General features: G+C 43.5%; 27 protein-coding genes, 1 tRNA gene and 1 riboswitch. Of the genes, 20 read left to right on the forward strand and 8 right to left on the reverse strand.

What is annotated here, in order from left to right:
- Positions 1 to 111 precede the first annotated feature (111 nt).
- From MST20_RS14945 to MST20_RS14965, 5 genes are all read left to right on the forward strand, one after another.
- Complete coding sequence (locus tag MST20_RS14945) at positions 112 to 2,010, forward strand: LTA synthase family protein (protein WP_243943133.1); 1,899 nt, start codon at positions 112 to 114, stop codon at positions 2,008 to 2,010.
- 174 nt (positions 2,011 to 2,184) lie between these two features.
- Positions 2,185 to 3,126, forward strand: coding sequence for an iron-hydroxamate ABC transporter substrate-binding protein (locus MST20_RS14950; RefSeq protein ID WP_243943433.1), 942 nt, complete (start codon positions 2,185 to 2,187; stop codon positions 3,124 to 3,126).
- A gap of 134 nt (positions 3,127 to 3,260) precedes the next feature.
- A complete protein-coding gene (locus MST20_RS14955; protein WP_243943135.1) occupies positions 3,261 to 4,385 on the forward strand; it encodes a M14 family metallopeptidase in 1,125 nt (374 codons plus the stop codon).
- 54 nt (positions 4,386 to 4,439) lie between these two features.
- Complete coding sequence (locus MST20_RS14960) at positions 4,440 to 5,549, forward strand: YqgU-like beta propeller domain-containing protein (protein WP_243943137.1); 1,110 nt, start codon at positions 4,440 to 4,442, stop codon at positions 5,547 to 5,549.
- Positions 5,550 to 5,564: 15 nt separating this feature from the next.
- The gene (locus tag MST20_RS14965; protein WP_075752339.1) at positions 5,565 to 5,879 is read left to right on the forward strand and encodes an MTH1187 family thiamine-binding protein; all 315 of its coding nucleotides are present in this window, start codon (positions 5,565 to 5,567) and stop codon (positions 5,877 to 5,879) included.
- Positions 5,880 to 5,938: 59 nt separating this feature from the next.
- On the opposite strand, the gene MST20_RS14970 is transcribed toward MST20_RS14965, so the two are convergent.
- Complete coding sequence (locus MST20_RS14970; RefSeq protein ID WP_003183486.1) at positions 5,939 to 6,112, reverse strand: DUF2759 domain-containing protein; 174 nt, start codon at positions 6,110 to 6,112, stop codon at positions 5,939 to 5,941.
- Between the two features lie 155 nt (positions 6,113 to 6,267).
- On the opposite strand from MST20_RS14970, the gene MST20_RS14975 reads away from it, so the two are divergent.
- Positions 6,268 to 6,906 carry an MBL fold metallo-hydrolase gene (locus tag MST20_RS14975; protein WP_243943139.1) on the forward strand — a complete coding sequence of 213 codons (639 nt, stop codon included), beginning with the start codon at positions 6,268 to 6,270 and terminating at the stop codon, positions 6,904 to 6,906.
- 35 nt (positions 6,907 to 6,941) lie between these two features.
- On the opposite strand, the gene MST20_RS14980 is transcribed toward MST20_RS14975, so the two are convergent.
- On the reverse strand, positions 6,942 to 7,187 hold the full coding sequence (locus MST20_RS14980; RefSeq protein ID WP_020452180.1) for a DUF2626 domain-containing protein: 246 nt from the start codon (positions 7,185 to 7,187) through the stop codon (positions 6,942 to 6,944).
- A 210-nt stretch (positions 7,188 to 7,397) separates the two neighbouring features.
- Here MST20_RS14980 and MST20_RS14985 point away from each other — a divergent pair, with 210 nt between their 5' ends.
- Complete coding sequence (locus tag MST20_RS14985; protein ID WP_003183482.1) at positions 7,398 to 7,775, forward strand: Spx/MgsR family RNA polymerase-binding regulatory protein; 378 nt, start codon at positions 7,398 to 7,400, stop codon at positions 7,773 to 7,775.
- Positions 7,776 to 7,837: 62 nt separating this feature from the next.
- On the opposite strand, the gene MST20_RS14990 is transcribed toward MST20_RS14985, so the two are convergent.
- A tRNA-Gln gene (locus MST20_RS14990) sits at positions 7,838 to 7,909 on the reverse strand.
- Between the two features lie 107 nt (positions 7,910 to 8,016).
- On the opposite strand from MST20_RS14990, the gene MST20_RS14995 reads away from it, so the two are divergent.
- The 9 genes from MST20_RS14995 to MST20_RS15035 all read left to right on the forward strand — a co-directional run bounded on the left by MST20_RS14995 (position 8,017) and on the right by MST20_RS15035 (position 13,228).
- On the forward strand, positions 8,017 to 8,856 hold the full coding sequence (locus tag MST20_RS14995) for an STAS domain-containing protein (RefSeq protein WP_243943141.1): 840 nt from the start codon (positions 8,017 to 8,019) through the stop codon (positions 8,854 to 8,856).
- Positions 8,857 to 9,013: 157 nt separating this feature from the next.
- On the forward strand, positions 9,014 to 10,078 hold the full coding sequence (gene comGA, locus MST20_RS15000) for a competence type IV pilus ATPase ComGA (RefSeq protein ID WP_243943144.1): 1,065 nt from the start codon (positions 9,014 to 9,016) through the stop codon (positions 10,076 to 10,078).
- Positions 10,068 to 11,102, forward strand: a complete 1,035-nt coding sequence (gene comGB, locus MST20_RS15005) for a competence type IV pilus assembly protein ComGB (protein WP_279600099.1) — start codon at positions 10,068 to 10,070, stop codon at positions 11,100 to 11,102. The genes comGA and comGB overlap by 11 nt, the downstream gene beginning before the upstream one ends.
- A 13-nt stretch (positions 11,103 to 11,115) precedes the next feature.
- Positions 11,116 to 11,409: a competence type IV pilus major pilin ComGC gene (gene comGC, locus MST20_RS15010; protein WP_165427561.1), complete on the forward strand. Its 294-nt coding sequence runs from the start codon at positions 11,116 to 11,118 to the stop codon at positions 11,407 to 11,409.
- A gap of 5 nt (positions 11,410 to 11,414) precedes the next feature.
- The gene (gene comGD, locus MST20_RS15015) at positions 11,415 to 11,852 is read left to right on the forward strand and encodes a competence type IV pilus minor pilin ComGD (RefSeq protein ID WP_279600100.1); all 438 of its coding nucleotides are present in this window, start codon (positions 11,415 to 11,417) and stop codon (positions 11,850 to 11,852) included.
- Positions 11,836 to 12,183 carry a competence type IV pilus minor pilin ComGE gene (gene comGE, locus MST20_RS15020; protein ID WP_243943148.1) on the forward strand — a complete coding sequence of 116 codons (348 nt, stop codon included), beginning with the start codon at positions 11,836 to 11,838 and terminating at the stop codon, positions 12,181 to 12,183. The genes comGD and comGE overlap by 17 nt, the downstream gene beginning before the upstream one ends.
- Complete coding sequence (comGF, locus tag MST20_RS15025) at positions 12,116 to 12,580, forward strand: competence type IV pilus minor pilin ComGF (protein ID WP_243943150.1); 465 nt, start codon at positions 12,116 to 12,118, stop codon at positions 12,578 to 12,580. The genes comGE and comGF overlap by 68 nt, the downstream gene beginning before the upstream one ends.
- 11 nt (positions 12,581 to 12,591) lie before the next feature.
- On the forward strand, positions 12,592 to 12,957 hold the full coding sequence (gene comGG / locus MST20_RS15030; RefSeq protein WP_243943152.1) for a competence type IV pilus minor pilin ComGG: 366 nt from the start codon (positions 12,592 to 12,594) through the stop codon (positions 12,955 to 12,957).
- Between the two features lie 88 nt (positions 12,958 to 13,045).
- On the forward strand, positions 13,046 to 13,228 hold the full coding sequence (locus tag MST20_RS15035; RefSeq protein ID WP_020452171.1) for a YqzE family protein: 183 nt from the start codon (positions 13,046 to 13,048) through the stop codon (positions 13,226 to 13,228).
- Between the two features lie 28 nt (positions 13,229 to 13,256).
- On the opposite strand, the gene MST20_RS15040 is transcribed toward MST20_RS15035, so the two are convergent.
- Complete coding sequence (locus MST20_RS15040) at positions 13,257 to 13,577, reverse strand: YqzG/YhdC family protein (protein WP_165427557.1); 321 nt, start codon at positions 13,575 to 13,577, stop codon at positions 13,257 to 13,259.
- 277 nt (positions 13,578 to 13,854) lie between these two features.
- Between MST20_RS15040 and tapA the strand changes: the two genes are divergently transcribed.
- From tapA to tasA, 3 genes are all read left to right on the forward strand, one after another.
- Positions 13,855 to 14,583, forward strand: a complete 729-nt coding sequence (gene tapA / locus MST20_RS15045) for an amyloid fiber anchoring/assembly protein TapA (RefSeq protein WP_165427556.1) — start codon at positions 13,855 to 13,857, stop codon at positions 14,581 to 14,583.
- Positions 14,580 to 15,164: a signal peptidase I SipW gene (sipW, locus tag MST20_RS15050; protein WP_075752363.1), complete on the forward strand. Its 585-nt coding sequence runs from the start codon at positions 14,580 to 14,582 to the stop codon at positions 15,162 to 15,164. The genes tapA and sipW overlap by 4 nt, the downstream gene beginning before the upstream one ends.
- Before the next feature lie 72 nt (positions 15,165 to 15,236).
- Positions 15,237 to 16,031, forward strand: coding sequence for a biofilm matrix protein TasA (gene tasA, locus MST20_RS15055; protein ID WP_243943154.1), 795 nt, complete (start codon positions 15,237 to 15,239; stop codon positions 16,029 to 16,031).
- 104 nt (positions 16,032 to 16,135) lie between these two features.
- Here tasA and sinR read toward each other — a convergent pair whose 3' ends face one another.
- The 4 genes from sinR to MST20_RS15075 form a co-directional block, all read right to left on the reverse strand.
- Complete coding sequence (sinR, locus tag MST20_RS15060; protein ID WP_006637528.1) at positions 16,136 to 16,471, reverse strand: transcriptional regulator SinR; 336 nt, start codon at positions 16,469 to 16,471, stop codon at positions 16,136 to 16,138.
- Positions 16,472 to 16,504: 33 nt separating this feature from the next.
- Complete coding sequence (sinI, locus tag MST20_RS15065) at positions 16,505 to 16,681, reverse strand: anti-repressor SinI (RefSeq protein ID WP_243943156.1); 177 nt, start codon at positions 16,679 to 16,681, stop codon at positions 16,505 to 16,507.
- A gap of 190 nt (positions 16,682 to 16,871) precedes the next feature.
- Complete coding sequence (locus tag MST20_RS15070) at positions 16,872 to 17,666, reverse strand: YqhG family protein (RefSeq protein ID WP_165427553.1); 795 nt, start codon at positions 17,664 to 17,666, stop codon at positions 16,872 to 16,874.
- Between the two features lie 6 nt (positions 17,667 to 17,672).
- On the reverse strand, positions 17,673 to 19,352 hold the full coding sequence (locus MST20_RS15075) for a DEAD/DEAH box helicase (protein WP_243943158.1): 1,680 nt from the start codon (positions 19,350 to 19,352) through the stop codon (positions 17,673 to 17,675).
- A 244-nt stretch (positions 19,353 to 19,596) separates the two neighbouring features.
- A riboswitch (glycine riboswitch) is annotated at positions 19,597 to 19,701 on the forward strand.
- Between the two features lie 245 nt (positions 19,702 to 19,946).
- Here MST20_RS15075 and gcvT point away from each other — a divergent pair.
- Complete coding sequence (gene gcvT, locus MST20_RS15080; RefSeq protein ID WP_243943159.1) at positions 19,947 to 21,041, forward strand: glycine cleavage system aminomethyltransferase GcvT; 1,095 nt, start codon at positions 19,947 to 19,949, stop codon at positions 21,039 to 21,041.
- Positions 21,042 to 21,049 lie beyond the last annotated feature (8 nt).

A 21,049-nucleotide genomic window follows, 5' to 3' on the forward strand; every position in this document is an offset into this window, starting at 1 on the left:
TACAGACAGGTTAAGATATGATTTAGTAATTTTAGCGATTTTTCTAAAATAAAACAATATGTGGAAATCAGTTTGCGGAAACATGCGTCTTGCTGCATAGGGAGGTTTCGAATGCGAAAGTCATTTTTTTCAAAAATTTCGTTTTTGTTAATTGCGACATTGCTGATGTGGCTGAAAACGTATGTCGTCTACAAAACAAGCTTCAACATTAAAATTGAAAACTTCATGCAAGAGTTTATATTGTTCATCAATCCTTTAAGCTTTTTGCTGTTTATATTCGGAATCGGCCTGTTTTTCAAAGAAAAAAACAGGGACCGGTTTATTATCGGGGCAAGCATCGTCCTGACATTTGTCTTGCTTGCGAACATGATCTTCTACCGTTTTTACAACGACTTTTTAACGATTCCTGTATTGTTCCAGACGAATAATATGGGCGATTTGGGAAGCAGTATCAACTCTTTGTTTATGCCGACCGATTTGCTTCTCATCGTCGACATTGCCATTTTAATTTGGCTGTACAAGCGCCAGCCTGCCAAAACAGGCGGAAAGGCGACAAGAAAGGAGCGCGCGGCTTACTATCTATTTGTCGCTGCCGTTTTCTTTTTCAATTTAGGGATTTCTGAAACAGAAAGACCGCAGCTTTTGACAAGATCGTTTGACAGGGAAGTTCTTGTGAAGAACATCAGCCTTTACAACTTCCATATCTATGACGGGCTGATCCAGTCAAAGCAATCTGCACAGCGTGCGCTCGCCGACAGCAACAGCCTCACGGAGATTGAAAACTATGTCAACGCAAACCGCACGGACACCAATCAGAACCTGGCCGGGATCGCCAAGGGTCGAAATGTGATCCTCGTTTCCCTGGAATCCACCCAGAGCTTTGTCGTGAACCAAAAGTTAAACGGCAAAGAGATTACGCCTTATTTAAACGACCTGATAAAGAAAAGCTACAGCTTCGAGAATTTCTATCATCAGACAGGCCAAGGCAAAACGGCAGATTCCGAATTCATCGTCGACAACTCTCTCTACCCTCTTGGAAGAGGAGCGGTCTTCTTTACGAATGCAGGAAACGAATATACGGCAATGCCTGAAATATTGAAGAACCACGGCTATTATTCCTCGATTTTCCATGCGAACAACAAAAGTTTCTGGAATCGGGATATTATGTACGATACGTTGAAATACGATAAGTTTTACGATATCAATTCCTATGATGTAAACGAAGAAAACTCAGTGGGCTGGGGACTGAAAGATAAGGAATTCTTTGAACAAACATCAGAGCTGATGAAAGAAATGCCTCAGCCGTTTTATACCCGCCTGATCACGCTGACAAACCATTTTCCGTTTGAGCTGGATGAGGAAGATAAACTGATCGATGAATTTGATTCAAAAAGCCGTACGTTAAACAGATATTTCCCGACCGTCCGCTATCAGGATGAAGCGCTTAAACGTTTTATTGAAAAGCTGAAAGAAGACGGCCTCTACGATAATTCTGTTATCGTGTTATACGGTGACCATTACGGGATTTCCGAAAACCATAACGAAGCGATGAGCCAATTCCTCGGCAGAGAAGTAACCCCGTTTGAGGAAGTGCAGCTTCAAAGAGTCCCGCTTGTGATCCACATTCCGGGAGTCACGGATAAAGAGCCGAAAGCCATTGACACCGTCGGCGGCCAAATCGACATTCGGCCGACTGTACTGAACCTTCTCGGAATCGATTCAAGCGATCAGATCCAGTTTGGAAACGACCTGTTTGCCAAAGACAAAACGGAGTTTACAGTGCTTCGTGACGGCAGCTTTATTACGAAAGACAAAGTATACACAGACGGCATATGCTATGATAAATCGACAGGAAAGCCGTCTAAAGATAAAAAAGGCTGTGAGCCGTACATTGAAAAAGCGAAACAGGAGCTTTCATATTCAGATCAAATCATTTATGGCGACTTGCTGAGGTTTTATGACAGCGAGCGCTTAAAAAAGCAATCTGACGCCAAGCCGAAAGACGAGTAAGCTTTTCTTTTGGCGGAGAAAGCTGATGCAGCAGGCCGGATATCGTTCCGGCCTGTTTTTAATGACAAGCGTCCGTCATCAAAATCATGATCCAAGCCGATGCCGGTTATGATATAATTGATAATGATTCTCTTTATCGATATTCAAACCAGAAGGAAGGTATGAAAGGTGAATATGAAAGGAAAGACGCTCGCGGGAGCATGCTTTGTACTATTATTGATCGCAGCATTGACAGCATGCGGCAATCAAACAGAGAGCAAAGATTCTTCTTCTAAATCAAAAAGCGAAGAAACGATTACATACAAGGCTGAAAACGGAACGGTTAAAGTTCCGAAGCATCCGAAACGGGTGGTTGTCATGGCTGACGACTATTTCGGCTATTTCAAAACGCTCGGTCTCAATGTAGTGGGTGCCCCTGACAGGGTATTCAAAAATCCTTATTTCAAGGGGAAAACCGATGGTGTGACAAATATTGGTGAAGGAAATTCCGCTGAAAAGGTTATTCAATTAAAACCGGACCTGATTGTCGTATGGACGACCCAAGGCGCTGATATCGAAAAGCTGGAAAAAATCGCTCCGACGGTCGCTTTAAAATATGACAGCTTGAATAACACTGAACGGCTGAAGGATTTCGCAAAAATGACAGGTACTGAAGATCAAGCGGAGAAATGGCTGGCTGAATGGGACAAAAAAGTTGCCGCGGCAAAATCAAAAATTCAAAAAGCAGTCGGGGACAAAACGGTTTCCATTATGCAAACGAACGGCAAAGAAATCTTTGTATTCGGCGATCAATTCGGAAGGGGAGGAAGCATTATTTATCAAGATCTCGGCTTAAAGGCGACAAAGCTGACGAAGGAAAAAGCAATCGACGAAGGGCCGGGCTACACGAGCATTTCATTAGAAAAGCTGCCTGAATTCGCCGGAGATTATATCTTTATAGGGCCCTGGGAATCAAGCGGAGACGAGAGCGCCGTGCTTAATACCTCCATTTGGAAGAACCTTGGCGCGGTCAAACATCAACATGTCTATAAAATCGACCCTGTCGGCTTCTACTTTTCCGATCCGATTTCATTAGAGGGCCAGCTTGACTTTATTACAGAACGCTTAGCAAAATAATAGAAGAACTTCCGCCTATTTGGCCGGAAGTTTTTTTGCGGGCTGAAACCTTATTGAAAAAGCGTTTTTTAAGTGCAAACCGGGAGAGTTTTTAAACGAGCCTTCATCATATGCTATTGTGGGAGGGATCATTGATGGCATTCATCAACATCAAACCGGAGTTAAAGCAGAATATGGAAAGATTGTCTGATATCCTGAACATACCCGAACCGCTTTTAATCAGCGCAAACGCGAATGCAGCCGCGAACGAATTTTATTTTCCGGGAGCATCTTTTCAAGCAGGAAAAAACGTTCCAGCAGCCGAAACATATGAACAGTTGCAATTATTGGCGAATCAATACACACTTGAAGATGAACAGTGGCTGACAAAAACAGCCGTTTACGATTCAGCAGAACTGAAAAAGGAAATTGACAGATTGACGGAGTGCTTTCCGTTTGTTACTTCCCGCATCATCGGCTGCTCAACCATGGGCCAGCCTATATACGAACTGCTCCTCGGAGCTGAAAATGCCGAAAAAAAAACGCATATGAATGCCTCTTTTCATGCCAATGAATGGATCACCACTTCTGTTTTGATGAAATGGCTCAAAGAATACTGTTATCATTTATGTACAGGCCGGTCCGCTTTAGGTTTTTCACCGCTTGACATTTTTTCATCAACAAAGCTTTCCGTCGTGCCGATCGTTAATCCCGACGGGGTTGATCTTGTGCTTAACGGTCCCGGTCATCTTGGGATCGCGCGGGAAGCACTGGATGAGATGAATGAGCATCAGCCAGATTTCCGGGAATGGAAAGCCAATATAAACGGAGTGGATTTAAATAATCAGTTTCCGTCTTTTTGGGAGATCGAAAAACAGAGAAAACCTCCCAAATCCCCTTCCTACAGGGACTACCCCGGAGATGAACCGCTGACAGAACCGGAAGCGGCAGCGATGAAGGATTTAATCGCAAACGAGCCGCCTGATCGGCTTGTGGCGCTTCACACACAGGGAGAGGAAATTTATTGGGGATACAAGGGGCTGGAGCCTCCTGAATCTGCTGATGTGATCCAAACATTTGAGCGCCTGAGCGGTTATAAGGGCGTCAGATATATAGACAGCTATGCAGGATTTAGAGATTGGTTTATTCATTTTTTCGGAAGAGAAGGATATACTGTTGAACTCGGCAAAGGAAAAAATCCTTTACCGCTCAAACAATTTGACGATATATATTGTAAAAGCAGAGGCATACTTTGGGCATCCTGCTTTTTTGAAAGTTGAAACTTTTCACAGTGAAAATCGTAAATTAGACAGCCAATCATTTATGGAGGGAGAATGGCCGGTTTGAGAGTTTCGTTATGGCTTATTGCCGTTGTGATGACCGTGGCTGCGGCTGGTTGCACACCGCAGCATCAGGAAGGATCAAAAAGCGTTCATCATGAGGAGCCGGAAGGGAAAAGAGAAAGCAGTGCAGCAGTAAAAGATAAAAAAGTGATAGCGCTCAAGGACCGGCACTTTGATGAGGCGGCAGGATGGCTGGATAATGAAACCGTTATATACACCGCAACCGATCCGGTCGCAGGAAGTGAAGTCAAATCATATGATATATTTAAAGGGACGGGCGAAACGATCTACAAGACGGAAGACAGGCTGATAGCGGCGGAAGTAAACAGGGAAAAGGGCATGATTCTCATCCAAACCGCCGGAAACGACCCTGAAATGAAGTTAACTTTGCTTAATTTGCAGGGAAAACAGCTATACACAAAGAAATTTCGCACGCATGAACTGCAAGTGGACTGGAATCGGTTTGACCCTTATCTTTTATACGTCACAACTTTTACGCAAGACTGGAATTATGAATCGCGCCTGATTGATGCGAAAGAAGAGCAAACGGAAAAAGACATCGCACAGGCCGCCTTTGTTCATTGGACTTCCGCCGACACTTTTGAATATATCAAATGGAATGAACGGGACCGGGAAAAACCGGCTCCTGTTTATTCCTACAACACAGCGGACGGACGGGAAAAGAAGCTCGCCGGTGATGCCGTACTGCTCGATGTTCTGGGGGATATGCGGCTGATCGTAGCGCCTTCATCCAATCATCGTCAGGGCACCTACATATTTTCAGACGTTTCTTCGTCGGAAAAGAAAATTTCTTTCAAGTTGCCGCTGTTCTCGGAATATGGCAGCCTGTCACCAATGGAATACAGCTACGACCCTCGGCATGAGCTGTTTTACACGTATCAGCCGAATGAGTCGGGCTCCTTGTATGATCTGATTTCCGTCAGTCTCAAATCCGGGAAACGGGAAGTCATTCGTGAAAAAGTGGAGATGCTTCCGATTACCGTATCTCCTGACGGGGATTATGCATTGTACGGTTATACCCAGGATCAAATCATTTCATTCAGCTCAAAAACAGCAGCGCCCCTTGTAACCAAGGAATAGAAAGGAGAATGGACAGTGGCCATAGCAGATGTCACCATCATACCGATCGGTACTGAGACTCCGAGCGTAAGCGCGTATGTAGCGGAGATTCAAACCATTTTGGAAGGATTTAAAAAAGAAGGCAAAATCCATTATCAGCTGACACCGATGAATACTTTGATTGAAGGAGAATTAAGCGATTTATTTGAGGTGATTCAGACGATTCACGAAGCGCCTTTCCAAAAAGGCATCCACAGAGTGGCGACGAATATCAGGATTGACGACCGCCGTGACAAGAAAACGACAATGGAAGGCAAGCTTGCAAGCGTCCAGCGTCATTTCAGCCAATAAGAAAAACAGCCTTATTCCGTAATTCCGGAATAAGGCTGTTTTTGTCTAAGGCACCGGGTTTAGTGGACTGTCGGATATCCGCTGTTAATGATTGTCATGACGGTAAACCATCCAAACACTAAAAAAGCCGCCCCGCCAAATAAGATGCCAAGAACGTTGATTTGTTTAAGAGAACGAAGAACTCCAAGAGCAGATAATATCGTGACTAGACCGAAAATGATCACGAGCAACATCAATATAAACCCCCTTCGTTTGGATCCCCTGCAGTATATTTCCAATTTTATTTTAACCGTTTTCATCAAGTTTGTCGAGGACAACATGATTCATTGAAAGTTTCTCACAAAACCTTCATAATGGAACAAAGAAAGATGAATCTGAGGTGAAGAAAATGAAATGGAGAAGAATGCCTTTAGGGCCTATCCAGACGAATGCTTATATTTTATCCCATGACGACGGTACCTGCTTAATATTTGATCCCGGCAGCGAATCAGGGAAGCTGAATGCATACATAAAAGAAAAAGGGCTGAAACCTCTTGCTGTATTGCTTACTCACGCTCATTTTGATCATATCGGAGCTGTGGACAATGTCAGAAAAGAATGGAACATTCCTGTATATGTACATAAAAATGAAGCTGAATGGCTGATTGATCCTTCATTAAACGGTTCAGCGCTGCTTACGGGACAGACGATCACTGCAGAAAAAGCAGATCATCTGATTGAAGAAGAGGGTGATCTTAAAATCGGCCCTTTTACGCTCCGCATGCTCTTTACGCCTGGACATTCTCCGGGCAGCATCTCGTATTATGCGGAAGAGGAAAACCTGATCGTTTCCGGAGATGTTTTGTTTCAAGGAGGGATCGGGCGTACAGACCTGCCAGGAGGCAATCAACAGGTGCTGATGGACAGTATTCATCAAAAACTGCTGACGCTTCCGGAAGAGACGCTTGTGTTAAGCGGTCACGGCCCAGAGACGGACATAGCAACAGAACAGGAACAAAACCCGTTCATCAACGGATTTACTTTGTAAAATATAAAAAAGACGATCCCGATGGATCGTCTTTTTTAATGGCCTCCCTGCCCGGGAACCATAATGAACACAGAATAATATGTAAATGCGGCAAAAAAGACTGTCAAGTAAGCACCGAAAATATAAATGTACATCCGCTCGGTCAAGTTGAGATACGATAAGAACACAAAGAATACAGTTTGACCGAAGAACAGCAGTGATGCATCTTTCATATTTCCTAAATAAAACATGACCGCAAAGATACCTGTCCAGAAACCTAACACACGGAACATGCGATTCATTTATATCCCTCCCAAAAAGCCCCTTTGATTTTATTATAAGCCAATTTATCTTGAAATGTAAACATTTTCATTTTGGGAAAATCAATTCATTTTTTACAATTTTGTGATAAGCATTTTTAAAAAATCACCTGTCACGTGTTTAAACGGAAAATATCACGGGTACTAAAACATACAAAGACAAAGTCAGTACATTTTAAGGAGGAATCATTCATGGAAGAGCTGACCTTTTATTCATACCCGAGCTGCACATCATGCCGGAAAACGAAACATTGGCTGAAAGCGAACCAGGTTGATTTTACAGAGCGGCATCTTTTCAGGGAAACGCCGAATCAGGACGAGCTGAAACATATTTTGTCTCTCACGACCGAAGGAATCGATGAGATATTGGCGACAAGAAGCCAGGCATTTAAAGAGTTAAATCTTGATATTGAAGAATTAACGGTAAGCGAAGTGCTGGAATTGTTAATTCAAAAACCAAAGCTGCTGAGACGCCCGATTATCGTAAACGGCGATAAGCTGGTTGTCGGATATAATCCCGGCGAACTCTTAAAATTAAAAAAACACACCTTACACCGTTCTGTTTCCTGAAAAAAACGAAGATTGCTGACACATTGCATGTTCAGCATATCTTCGTTTTTTCGCCTGTGTAACTGGGCTAGCTGGATTCGAACCAGCGCGTCACGGAGTCAAAGTCCGTTGCCTTACCGCTTGGCTATAGCCCAATGCGCTTACGCATAGTGTAGACAATCGATTTCGTTTTATACATAGTGATCAAAATGTCGGTCATAAAAACGATTGATTTTAAAGGAAAACAATGAGGAGGATTGACATGGAAAACAAGCATGCAGCCCTTTATGAGTATCTGGTCAAACAGGCGGACAGAATCACCGGTGAATGGCTGTCCCGAACAGCGTCTGAAAAAGAAAAAACGGCACAGCAATATAAGGACTTTATACTGTCTGTTTCAAGGGTATTTGCCAAGGATGAACAGGCGCTATGCTGGGATAAAGCCTCCGGATGCGCCAAGGAAATTGCCTACGACAGGGCTGTCAGCCAAATTCCGGTGACTGACAGCATAAAGGGTTTTAAAGTGTGCCGTGAACTTTTAATAGATGAAATCGAGCATTTTTCAGATAAACATGCACCGGACTGTTCGAAAAAAGATTTTTTTATCTGGAATAAACAGCTTCACTCAATGATGGATGAGGTTATTGAACAGTTTATTCTTGAATATGAGCATACGACAAAGAGCCAATTGAAGGCGCAGACCGAGATGATACGCGAACTGAGCGCACCGGTTATACCGGTATCAGAACACATCGGTGTCCTGCCGCTCATTGGCGAAATTGATACTCACAGGGCAACGGTGATCATTGAATCTGCGCTCAAGCAGTCTGCTGAGCTTCATCTCTCGCATCTGTTTATTGATATTTCCGGTGTTCCTGTCGTCGATACGATGGTTGCCTACCAGTTGTTCAAAGTCGTAGACAGCACAAAACTACTTGGCGTTGAGACGGTTCTTTCGGGGTTAAGACCGGAGATTGCCCAAACAGTTGTGAAGCTTGGCATGGATTTTTCGCATATTAAAACAGAACAGAGCCTTGCTAAGGCGCTTTGCAATAAAGGCTTTTGCATCCGTGAAAACGGCAAGTCTGAAGAGAAGGTTTAAATTTCTCATTTCAGCAGTTGGAAGCTGAATAAAATAGTCAAATCGGTATTCGGAAATTCCGTTTTTGCTTCGCATTCAGCTTGATTTGCGATTTTTAAGGATTTGATGCTTCCGATGTTTTTCGTATAAACTGCGCTTAGAAAGGAGGCGCAATGGTTTGTACACGATTGAATCATTAAGCGGAAGATTAATTGACGAGGCATATAGAATGAAGGCGTCAGACATTCATATTGTTCCCGGTGAAAAAGAGGCGGTGGTCCGCTTCAGGATTGATGATGAACTGTTTCAAAAAGACAGATTAACGAGAAATGAGTGCTCAAGGCTCATTTCTCACTTTAAATTCCTCTCTTCGATGGACATTGGTGAAAGACGGCTGCCGCAAAGCGGGGCTTTAACTCTTTATATCAACCGTCAGCCCGTTCATTTAAGAATGTCCACTCTGCCCACCATCCATGATGAAAGCTTGGTCATCAGACTTCTTCCCAAGATGAGCAGCAAGCCGCTCACAAAGCTTTCATTGTTTCCGAGTGCAACAGTTAAGCTGCTGTCTTTTCTAAAGCATTCCCACGGATTAATGCTGTTCACCGGTCCGACAGGCTCGGGGAAAACGACAACACTCTATTCTTTAATTGAATACGCCAAGCGGCATTTTAAGCGAAATATCATTACATTGGAAGACCCTGTCGAATCAAGAAGCGAAAACATTTTGCAAGTGCAAGTGAATGAAAAAGCGGGCATGACTTATTCTGCGGGGTTGAAGGCGGTGCTTCGCCACGATCCGGACATGATCATCCTTGGAGAAATTCGCGATGCCGAAACAGCCCAAATCGCAGTCAGGGCAGCTTTGACAGGACACCTTGTTTTATCGAGCATGCATGCGAAAAATGCAAAAGGCGCGATAAACAGACTGCTCGAGCTCGGCGTTGATATGACAGAAATTGAACAAACATTGGTTGCAATCAGCGCCCAACGCCTCGTCGGTCTCGTCTGCCCGTTTTGCGGCGACAGCTGCTCTTTATATTGCAGATTGTCGAGGCCTGTGAGAAGAGCAAGCGTCTTTGAACTTTTGTACGGAAAAAGCCTCAATCTCTGCATCGAAGAAGCAAAAGGCAGGTGCGGTGACATGAAAACAGAAACTTTGAAAACGCTGATCCAGAAGGGAATAGCACTCGGATATCTGCCGTCGAATACTTATGAACGCTGGATAGGCCATGAAGATTAAAATGAGGTGGCCCGTCCGGGAACAGGCGGACATTCTGAAAAAGCTCGGAGACATGATGAAGAGCGGATATACGATTTTGGATGCTTTAAGTATGCTGGAACTGCAATTGAATGAAAGGCGAAGAGCAGATCTGACATTTGCGATGGAGAAGCTGACAGAAGGTCGACCTGTGTTTCAAGTGCTTGAAATGATCTCATTTCATAAGGATGCTGTTACCATTGTTTACTTTGCCGAACAGCACGGGAATTTGCCATATGCCTTTCGGCAGAGCGGAGAGCTGCTTCACCGCAAGATCGCTCAAACCGAAAAACTAAAGAAAGCCGCCAGATATCCTTTGTTTTTAGTTTTAACGGTCTGCGTCATTATCTCTATTATGAAATCGGCAATCATCCCGCAATTTTCCGCGATCTATGAATCAATGAACGTTGAAACGTCTTTTGCAACGACCCTCATCTTTTCGGTTTTTGATCATTTTTATCTTTTTTTCGCAGGAATGCTGATGATTGCTGCAGCTTTATCCCTCTATTACCTGTGTTCATTTCGCCATAAACCTCCAGAAGACAAAATGACCTTTCTCATTAGAATTCCCTTGCTGGGCCAAACCTTCAAACTATTCAACAGTTATTTTTTATCGCTCCAATTGAGCAATCTTTTGCAAGCGGGTCTGTCTGTATATGACAGTTTAAAAGCATTTGAAAGCCAGCCGTTTTTATCATTTCATAAAAATGAAGCGAAGCGCCTGATTGAGCGGCTGAAACAAGGGGAGAGTCTGGAGCAGATGCTGGCCGGGCATCCGTTTTATGAAAATGATTTGGCAAAGGCTGTTGCTCACGGCCAATTAAACGGACACTTATACAGAGAGCTGTATTCATACAGTCAATTTTTGATTGAGCGGCTTGAACGGAAAGCAGAAAAATGGACAGGTCTGATTCAGCCATTGATTTACGGGCTGACCGCGGCGATGATATTCATTCTTTATTTGTCTATGCTTTTGCCAATGTATCAAATGATGAACCAGTTATAAGGAGGACGGAACTGTGAATGAAAAGGGATTTACACTGATAGAAATGTTAGTCGTCATGCTCGTCATCTCCATCCTGCTGTTGATCACCATACCGAATGTGACCAAGCATAATCAAAGTATTCAAAAGAAAGGATGCGAAGGGTTAATCAATATGGTTCAAGCGCAAATCACGGCTTATCAAATGGATCATGACGGGAAGATGCCGAGCAGGGCGGACCTTGAATCTGAAGGTTACGTGAAGAAGAACTTAAAGTGTCCGAATGGGAAAGCAATTAAAATTTCAAACGGCAAAGCACAGGCTGATTGACGGTTATGAATCAAAAAGGATTCACGCTTTTGGAAAGTTTAACTGTATTGATGATCGGTTCCATTATGCTCTCTCTTCTCTTTGCCGCACTGCCTCCCGTTTATGAAAAAAGAGTCGTTCAGCACTTTGTCTCACAGCTTGAAGAGGATTTGCTTTACGCTCAGCAGACAGCTCTCGTCCGCCATGCGACGGTTAAGGTGCAGTTTGACTTTGCCGGCTGCCGCTATATTATTAAGCATTCGGACGAAGGCTCATCGTCTGAGCTGGTCAGGAAATACAGTTGCAATATCGCGGTCAAAAAAGCGACGCTCAAACGAACTCTTACTTTTAACCCAAGCGGAGCTCCGAATCAAGGGGGGAAAATCGTGATCGATACACAGCACGCCTCTTTTGCACTGACGATCTATTTAGGAAGCGGAAAGATTAATGTGCAAAAAAAATAGAGGCTTTACAACAGTTGAAGCTGTTTCCGCGTTCGGCATATGGGTCATGATCACCATGTTATTGATTCCTATGGTTCATCAGCTGTCTTTGCAGCGCGGGACATCCGAAAAAGAAGAAGAGGCATATCGCATATTGGATGAAAAGATCAGCCGCTACACGCTGACAGGACAGTTTCAGCCTAAAGAAACCGTGCTTTACCGGAACACATCTTACTTTATTGAATGGAAGGAGCAGGGAGATGATTATGAAGTGTGCATCTCCATTGAAAAAAGAGACAGCCAAAGGCGTTGTTTCACCATTTTGCGGGCAAAAGGGATTTACCCTTCTTAATGTACTGGTTTCCTTAATGGTGTATATGTTCGTTGCAGGAACGATGGCCTCGATATTTCATCTGTTTTTATCCCCGGAAAGAAACGGTGCGGATATTCACCTGCGTGAATGGACGATTACTGCCGAGCAAATATTGAAGGAGTGCAGGAATTCACTTGATATAAGAGCGGCCGGCGATCAGCAGTCATTAGAAATGACAAATCGCCAAGGTGACGCCGTTCGCTATGAGAAATATCAAACAGTTATTCGAAAAAGAGTGAATGGAAAAGGTCATGTGCCGCTTTTACAACATGTCAAACACATGAGGTTTGTGATTGAAGATCACTTGCTGATCCTTGAAGCGACAAGTCTAAGCGGCAAGTCATACCGTAAGTCCATTCCGCTCTATCATATGTAAAAGGTGATCGCGTGAAAAATTCAAAAGGATTCATTTATCCAGCTGCTGTTTTCACAGCTGTGGTTTGCATGCTCTGCGCGAGTCATTCAGCCGTTTTATTAACGAATCAACGAATGTTTGCAGAGCAAACAAAAGAATTTCACATTCAGCAAAACCTTCTCCAAAATGGAATTCTCCATGCTTTGTCCCATATTCACGAAGAGACAAAAGAGAAAATTCAAAAACGGTATGGCTTAATATCGTACACTGTAAATCCGGCTCATCAGCAGCTCAAGCGAGTGAAGATAGAGGTAACGACAGATTCGGGCGCAGAAACGAGCGCGGAGTTTCAATATGATTTGAGAAATCGAAAAATCACAAAGTGGAAAGAATATTAAAAATTGTGTGTCGGGATCATGAAGAATGTATAAAAAAAGATTCGCATGACAACACTTCAACTGACAGAACTCCCCAAGAGGTGATGTGATGAAAACGAACGATTATGTTAAATATATGACGGAACAGCTCGTAAAATATATGGACACGCCTAAGCAGGAAAGAAAAGAAATGAAAGAAAAACGCAAAGAATCAAAGCCGCCGTCCAGGATATATCAATGGTTCGGCATTCTTCCTCTTGGCTGTATTATGTTTTTTAAACGGCATAAATAAAGACAAGCCGCTTTCACTGCAAAGCGGCTTATTTATATTCTTCCACAACGACGACTTTGTTGATTTTGTGTGTCGCAGGTTCAAATGAAATGGTGACAAACACTCCGAAATTTTTATTTCCTTCACTCAATGTGACATGGTATTGTTTGACCGCTTCATCCGCCCGCTTTCGATCCCATACTTTTTTCGTGAGACGCACTTCTGCTTCCGGATACCTCTTTTTTGCTTCCTCAACCGCTTTTTCTTCCCACTTAGACATGCGGGCTGTTTCGTAAGCCGCCGCATGGGCATTGAGCGGCCCAATGCTTGCAAGCAGCAAAAAAGAGCATAACATGACGTTTTTCAGCACGGGGCATCATCCTTTCTATCCTATTTTTTCCTTGTTAACAGTGTTTATACAAAAATCAAGAAGAAATTATGTACTCTATAAAGAACTTCAAACTTTTCAAAAAGATGAGAATTTGAGAGATTTTTTGAGGAATTAAACGAAAATGTTCTGTAAAACGAACCTAATCGACTATTTTGATAGTTTTCAAATGGTACGTTTGTTCTTTATACTCAAACTATCAAGTTCTTTAAAACGAACGAGCGAATAAAGTCATTACATACTCGCTAGGAGGGTAGTCATGATCCGATTATCTCGAACTAGGAGATGCCGAAAAAGAGCCGGAAAAAACATCATCGTTTTTCAAACGCTGCTGATCATTTATCTTTTAATTGGATTGGGGAGTCAGCTGTCACAGCATACAAACGCATCATTTCACGATGTGGAAACATACAGCATGACAATGAAAGCGGCCTCATCATTTCCTCAAGATGAGAAACAGTGGGACGGGAGCAATTTGAAGCTTCAAAAACAGACAAAGACGAAAGGTACGGTCTGTGCACCGCTGACATTGTTTGCAGAATATAAAAACCGCGGCAGCCAAATCGCCGACTCTGAATGGAAGTGGGAGCTTCATAAACTCGGCAGTGCCAAAAAGCCGCTAGAAGACGGGACGGTGATCGATAAAGGCGCGTTCAAAAAAGAAGCCGAAAAGAGCATCTACCGGATAGAGTCAAAGCGGGCGGCAAAAGGAGGGCTCTACGCTTTTAAACTGATTAAGCCCGAAGGCCATCCCGATGTGAAAAAAGGCAAGCCTTTCATTTGGTCAAATGTGATGGAGCTTCAAGACTGCAAAGAAGAAACACCGAAGCCGCCTAAAAAAGCTTCAGCAAAGCCGAAGCAAACAGAACAGACAGAAACACGGGAAAAGTCTGAACAGGACATAGAGAAAACACCAAAGAGCAGTGAATCCGTAGATAAAGAAAATAGAAAAGAAGAAAATTCATTAGAAAGCGGGGAAGCGTCATGAAACATGTGATGAAATGGGTCAGCAATATCTTATATGTGATTATTTTCACACTCATCATCGCCGCGGTCATCGTCGTGATTTCGACAAAGTCGTCTGGCGGAGAGCCGCAACTCTTCGGCTATCAATTGAAAACGGTTTTATCCGGTTCGATGGAGCCGGAGTTTAAAACAGGTTCTGTGATAGCCGTTCAAAAGATTGAAAATCCCGGGTCTTTGAAAAAGGGAGATATCATTACATTCATGCAAGACGAAAACACCATGGTTACCCACCGAATTATCGGTATAACAAAAAATAAATCAAATCTCATGTTTAAAACAAAGGGTGACAATAACCAAAACCCTGATTCCGATCCGGTGCTGGCGGAAAATGTTGTCGCTAAGTATTCGGGCATTACGGTTCCGTATGCCGGGTATTTGCTGGATTTTGCAAGTAAACCGATCGGCACAGCCATATTGCTGATCGTGCCGGGACTCTTGTTGATTCTTTATGCAGTGATTACTGTATCCGCGGCTTTAAGAGAGATTGACCAAAAAACTAAAGCAATTGAAGCCGCCGGGAAAGATCAATCAGTTTCCATGTAATCTTCGTTGGTCACCTGAACATTCAGGTCTCCATATATACAGATTTTCTTATTATAAAAGGAGGAGTTATCAATGGGTACAAAGAAAAAACTCGGATTAGGCGTTGCGTCTGCTGCGCTTGGACTGGCATTAGTAGGAGGAGGAACTTGGGCTGCGTTTAACGACATCGAAACAACTCAAGCAACTTATGCAGCAGGTACGCTTGACCTGAATGCGAAAGATACATCTGCAAGGGTGAACTTGTCCAACTTAAAACCTGGCGACAAATTCACTAAAGATTTCGAATTCAAAAATGACGGATCACTTGCGATTAAAGAAGTGCTTATGCAGCTTGGGTACAGCAATTTCGTTGACGGAAACGCGAAAAACGGCGGGAAGAACTCTGCTGAAGACTTCCTGAAACAATTTAAAGTCAGCGTTCTGACTGTCGGAGTTGAAGGCGGAAACGGCTATCCTAAAAACATCATTTTAGATGAAGCCAACCTTTATGATCTGTACAATATGTCCGCGAAAAAAGATAAGGCTGCGTATGAAAAAGTGAAAAAAGCAATCCAGCCAGAGTTTCTGCATGACAATGGCAAAATCAATGTAGCGACAATCAACGGAAAAACGGCGCCTGAATACGACGGCATTCCAAAAGATCCATATGACTTTGACAAAGTTCAATTGGTGATTGAGTTCGTCAATGACAAAACAACAGACGCCAATGGCAGAATGGTACAGAACAAATATCAAGGAGATTCTGTGCAGCTTGACTTCTCATTCGAAGGTACTCAATGGAACGGCTTGACAATCGACGGCAAAAAACATGCCGATGAAAAAGGTTATGTAAAAGAGAACGAAAGAGCGCACAGTGAAGATAAATAATGGTGCAATTTAAAAAACGGATCTATATGATCCGTTTTTTTATGTTCATGAGGAATCGGCTTATTCAGCGTAAAAAATGCCAAAGGGAGTAAGATATGTTTCCCTTACTCCTTTTCCTGTCTTTTCTTCCACTTTTGATAATCTAAAAATTCTCGAAATTGTTTTTTAGAAACCCCTGATGCCATAGCGTCACGAACTAGATTTTCCCATTCACTATCTAATTGACCATCGTATTCGGTTTCATCTTTCTCATCGAGCAGGGTATGAACCGAGACGTCCAGAACAGCGGAGACTTTTTCTAGAAATTGAATGGAGGGGTTTGTTTGCAAGTTTCTTTCTATTGAACTTAAATAAGACTTCGCTACCCCAGCCTTTTCAGCTAGTTCAGATAGTGAGTAGCCTTTTTCTTTTCGATATTGTTTAATACGCTGGCCAATCAATGTCATCACCTTCCTTTCGATATTATAGCACATTCAGAAAGGATTTATTGAATGACTTCTTTCAATTGATGCGGAAGGTTTTGAAGACTTCTTATCCAAATTGAGAAAAATACGTATATCCTCTGGACTAATGCCTTGTTCAAGAGCGTGTTTAATCAGTTCTGTCCACTCCTCATCCAATTCTTCTTTCTCATTTTTATCTTTATTCATACATTTCCCCCCCAAAATACTTGATTATGTATTTCAGACAACCGTGTTGTGATAAACAAAGATAAACCCCGAGACTCAACACTTTACCAACCTTGTCCAAATGGTGTTACGAAAGTTCCTCCTATCTCTTTAGTTCTATTATAAGTCCAGCTCGCTGAATAAAAACAAGAATGGTGTCGAATCGGAAAAATTATCCTGAATTTTTTTTGTGCAAGTAAAATAACCCCCCGTTTTGAACTTTAATATCGATTTTAGGTTCGTAAAGCGTTTGGAGTGCCTTTTTCTCAATTTCGTATTCCTCCGGTTTTTCTTCAGTATCCTCATAAAATTGGTTTAAAAGTGACAGGTCGTTATTCCAACGTTTCAGGGAAGCTTCAGCCCAATCAAGCGGCTCGCTTCTGGCCGCCTGTTCGATATAGCGCTCAAGCCGTTTAATGCCGCTTTCCGGCTTAATCAACGGCGACATCGTGTAGCAGTAGTCAGAGATCTGTGAAGAGAGCTCGCGGGCCTCCATTTGTTCTTGAAACGATTCGACCAGCTGACCGCTGATTAAATGAAGGCCGAGAGACAAAAGCTTATCTTTTTTCATGTCGGATTGGTACGAGATCGTCACATTCATGCCGAGCCACGGTTCCAGGGAAATATGGGATCCATCGGAACGGATTTTCTCATAAAGGCGAATAAATTTGCCGTTTTTTTGCACGGCCTGGAAAATTTGAAAAAGTCTTGGTGATCCAAAATGAATAAACTCACCTTCGATATCGGAAGGGGCCTCGTCTTCATTCGTGATCAGCGTGATTTTCATCGGATTAGGCTCTCCCCCCGTCTTTTCGAGCCAGTGCCAGTAAAACGGCCTGTTCATAATCTGTTTATCGACTTCAACAGTCAGCTGCACGGTCATGTGGCCTGAACTCTTGTCGATGATCGTGCAGCCGTTTGCGATGAAAAAGCGTTCTAAAAACAGGTATATTTCTTCCTGACGCATTTGATTTTAGCCTCCGATCTGTTTTTGGTTTGAATCGGCTTCATTTCCGTATGAAATGAAAGAGGTTAAGTTTTCCATTTTGATCTTCATTTCCTCGTCTGTTGCGGAGTAAAAGAGAATGTCGTGAAGGTGGTCTTCAAAATTGCCGACCTCGATTTTTGTTAAAATATCATCCAAGTCTCCGACGACTTTTTCGAACAAATGGATCTTTTCATAGAGAAGCTTTAAAATATGCTCTTCTACGGTATGCTTTGTTGCCATGTTGTAAATGTAAACATCGCGTTCCTGGCCGAGCCGGTGAATCCGGCCGATCCTTTGCTCGAGACGCATCGGGTTCCACGGAAGGTCATAGTTGATGATTTTATTGCAAAATTGAAGGTTGATCCCTTCGCCGCCTGCTTCAGTCGCGATCAGAACTTGAACTTTGCCCCTGAACAAATCTTTCATCCAGTCTTTCTTTCCTCTTTTAAATCCGCCTCTGAACGGTACAGAACTGATGCCGTTCTGCTGGAGGAACCATTGCAGATAAATCTGCGTCGCCCTGTATTCAGTAAAGATGATGACTTTGTCATCGAGTTCTTGAATGAGTTCAACAACTTTCAGCGCTTTTGAATTTTGCGCGACCTCGTTGACCTTTTCGATCAAATGGTGGATGACAGGTTCAGAGATCACCGGCGCTTCGCGATCCTTTCGGTCAAGCATGTTTTTCAGCGTCATATAGACAGCTTCTCTGCTTGAACAGCATTCGCGCTCCAATGTCATGATTGAGAACATGCTTGATGAATGCTGATGACTTGTCTTCAGTTTTTTAATCTCGTCATACAAAGCCTGTTCTGTAGGAGAAAAGGAAATGGGCACGGTTTCGACATGGCGCTTCGTCCAGGTAATGCCGGTATCATGCCGTCTGTTTCTGATCATGACTTTATTGATAAGGGATTTCAAGCGTTCATGCGCTTCAGCTGAATTGATCTGTTTTGTATAATCTTTGTTGAAGTTGCTTTCATTTCCCAAGTGTCCGGGTTTTAGCAGGGAAACGAGATTAAATATTTCGTCGATCTTGTTTTGGATTGGCGTCGCCGTCAGCATCAGGCAATATTTTTTCTTTAAGCTGCGGACAAACTCGTAATTTTTTGTTTTATTGTTTTTCAGTTTATGAGCTTCATCAATAATCACCACATCATACTGGATCGACAAAACTGTCTCCCTGTGCGGCGACCGCTTTGCCGTGTCAAGGGAGGAGACGACAACATCGCACTGCTCCCAGACATAGCTTTTTTTCTGTTCCACGGCCGGAATTAAAAATTTTTCCCGCAGTTCCTTCACCCATTGCGAGACGAGCGAGGCGGGGACGAGGATTAAGATTTTCTTGGCCAGCCCGCGAATCATGTATTCTTTTAATATCAGCCCAGCCTCGACCGTTTTGCCGAGGCCCACTTCATCCGCCAAGATGGCTTTTCCGTTCATCTGCTCGACTACCTTCCGGGCGACTTCAAGCTGATGGGGAAGCGGGGTGAAGCCTGGGAGGTGATAAGGGGCCTGCAAGCCTTCAAACGTCGGAATGGCAAGCCTTTTCTGCACTTCACAGGAAAGCTTGTAAAGCTCCCAATTCGCCCACGGTCCGTCTTCATCAAGGTGCTTTTTGAACTGTTCCGGCCACTCGTTGTCGAAATGAATGTCTGGTCTCATCACTAATGCCGCCTTTCTCTTCTGAGATTCAAATGTTCTTTTTTAAAAGAAAATCTTGCGTGAAAAAAACGGATTTTGCTAACAAATAAACAAAACACGAACATTCTTATTTTAAAATAATAAATTGTTAATGATTTTTCCTGTTGCCCAATTGTTGTGATGATGGTAGGATATTTGTAGATCATCAGTAAAAAAATCATAAGCTTTATATAGTATGTCCATGAAAAGAAATGAATATGAGCGAATGACAGCAAGGGGAGAGACCGGTAGCGGGAAACCTAAAAGCGGCGCCGAAGGAGCAAGCTGGGGAAACAGTGAATCTCTCAGGCAAAAGAACTCTTGCTTGACGCAACTCTGGAGAGAGTTTGTATCATATGATGTTTTAGCAAACCACCAAAGGGGACATCTTTGCTTTTGATGCAAAGTAAACTTTCAGGTGCCAGGACAGAGAGCCTCAGAACTGACAAAGGGGCTTCTCTGTCCTTTTTTGTGCCGTCCAAAGCGGCGGAACCATCCGGATGGCGTTGGAATCTTTCTTGTTTTCTGATGATTGGCAAACTTGTTTTTAGTTTGAAAAGCGAAGGGGGAAGCAGAATGCTTAAACGAACGCCTTTATTTGACCTTTATAAGGAATATGGCGGAAAAACGATTGATTTTGGCGGCTGGGAACTGCCTGTTCAATTTTCTTCAATTAAAGAGGAGCATGAAACCGTCAGGACGAAAGCGGGGCTTTTTGACGTCTCACACATGGGGGAGGTCGAAATCACAGGAACAGACAGCCTTCCGTTTTTGCAAAAACTGTTGACAAACGATGTTTCGACGCTGAAAGAAGGCGGTGCCCAGTATACGGCCATGTGCTATGAAGACGGCGGAACGATCGACGATCTCCTCGTCTATAAAAAAGCGGCCAATGTCTACATGCTCGTCATTAACGCAGCCAATATCGACAAAGACGTCGAGTGGATGAACAAGCACCAAGAAGGAGACGTTTCGGTTCGAAACGTGTCTGACGAGGTTGCGCTGCTTGCCCTTCAAGGACCGAAGGCCGAAGCGATTTTAAAACAGGTCGCAGATAGCGATCTTGCCGGGTTAAAGCCGTTTACGTTCAGGGATGATGCGGCGATCGGCAGCGTGCAGGCGCTTGTGTCCAGAACGGGATACACGGGAGAGGACGGCTTTGAGATTTACTGCCGGAGTGAAGATGCATCCTACATTTGGAAGCTGCTCCTTGAAACGGGCAAGGATTCGGGATTGGTACCATGCGGCCTCGGGGCGAGGGATACGCTGAGGTTTGAAGCGAAGCTGCCGCTGTACGGACAGGAGCTCTCAAAAGACATTACACCGATCGAAGCCGGCATCGGATTCGCCGTCAAAACAAACAAAGCCTCGGATTTCTTCGGAAAAGCCGTCCTGGCAAGCCAAAAGGAACATGGAGCGGACAGAAAGCTCGTCGGCCTCGAAATGATCGATAAAGGCATTCCAAGACACGGATACGCCGTCTATTATCAAGGCGAACAAGCAGGCGAGGTGACAACCGGCACACAGTCGCCGACCTTAAAGAAAAACGTCGGCCTCGCATTGCTGAAAAAAGAAGCCTGCGCCCTCGACACCGTCGTTGAAGTGGAAATCAGAAATAAGCGTTTGAAAGCGAAAATCGTGAAAACCCCATTTTACAAACGGCAGCCGTAAGTTTGCCA

Origin of the sequence: Bacillus sp. B19-2 (assembly GCF_022832475.1) — a bacterium.
Lineage (GTDB): Bacteria > Bacillota > Bacilli > Bacillales > Bacillaceae > Bacillus > Bacillus paralicheniformis.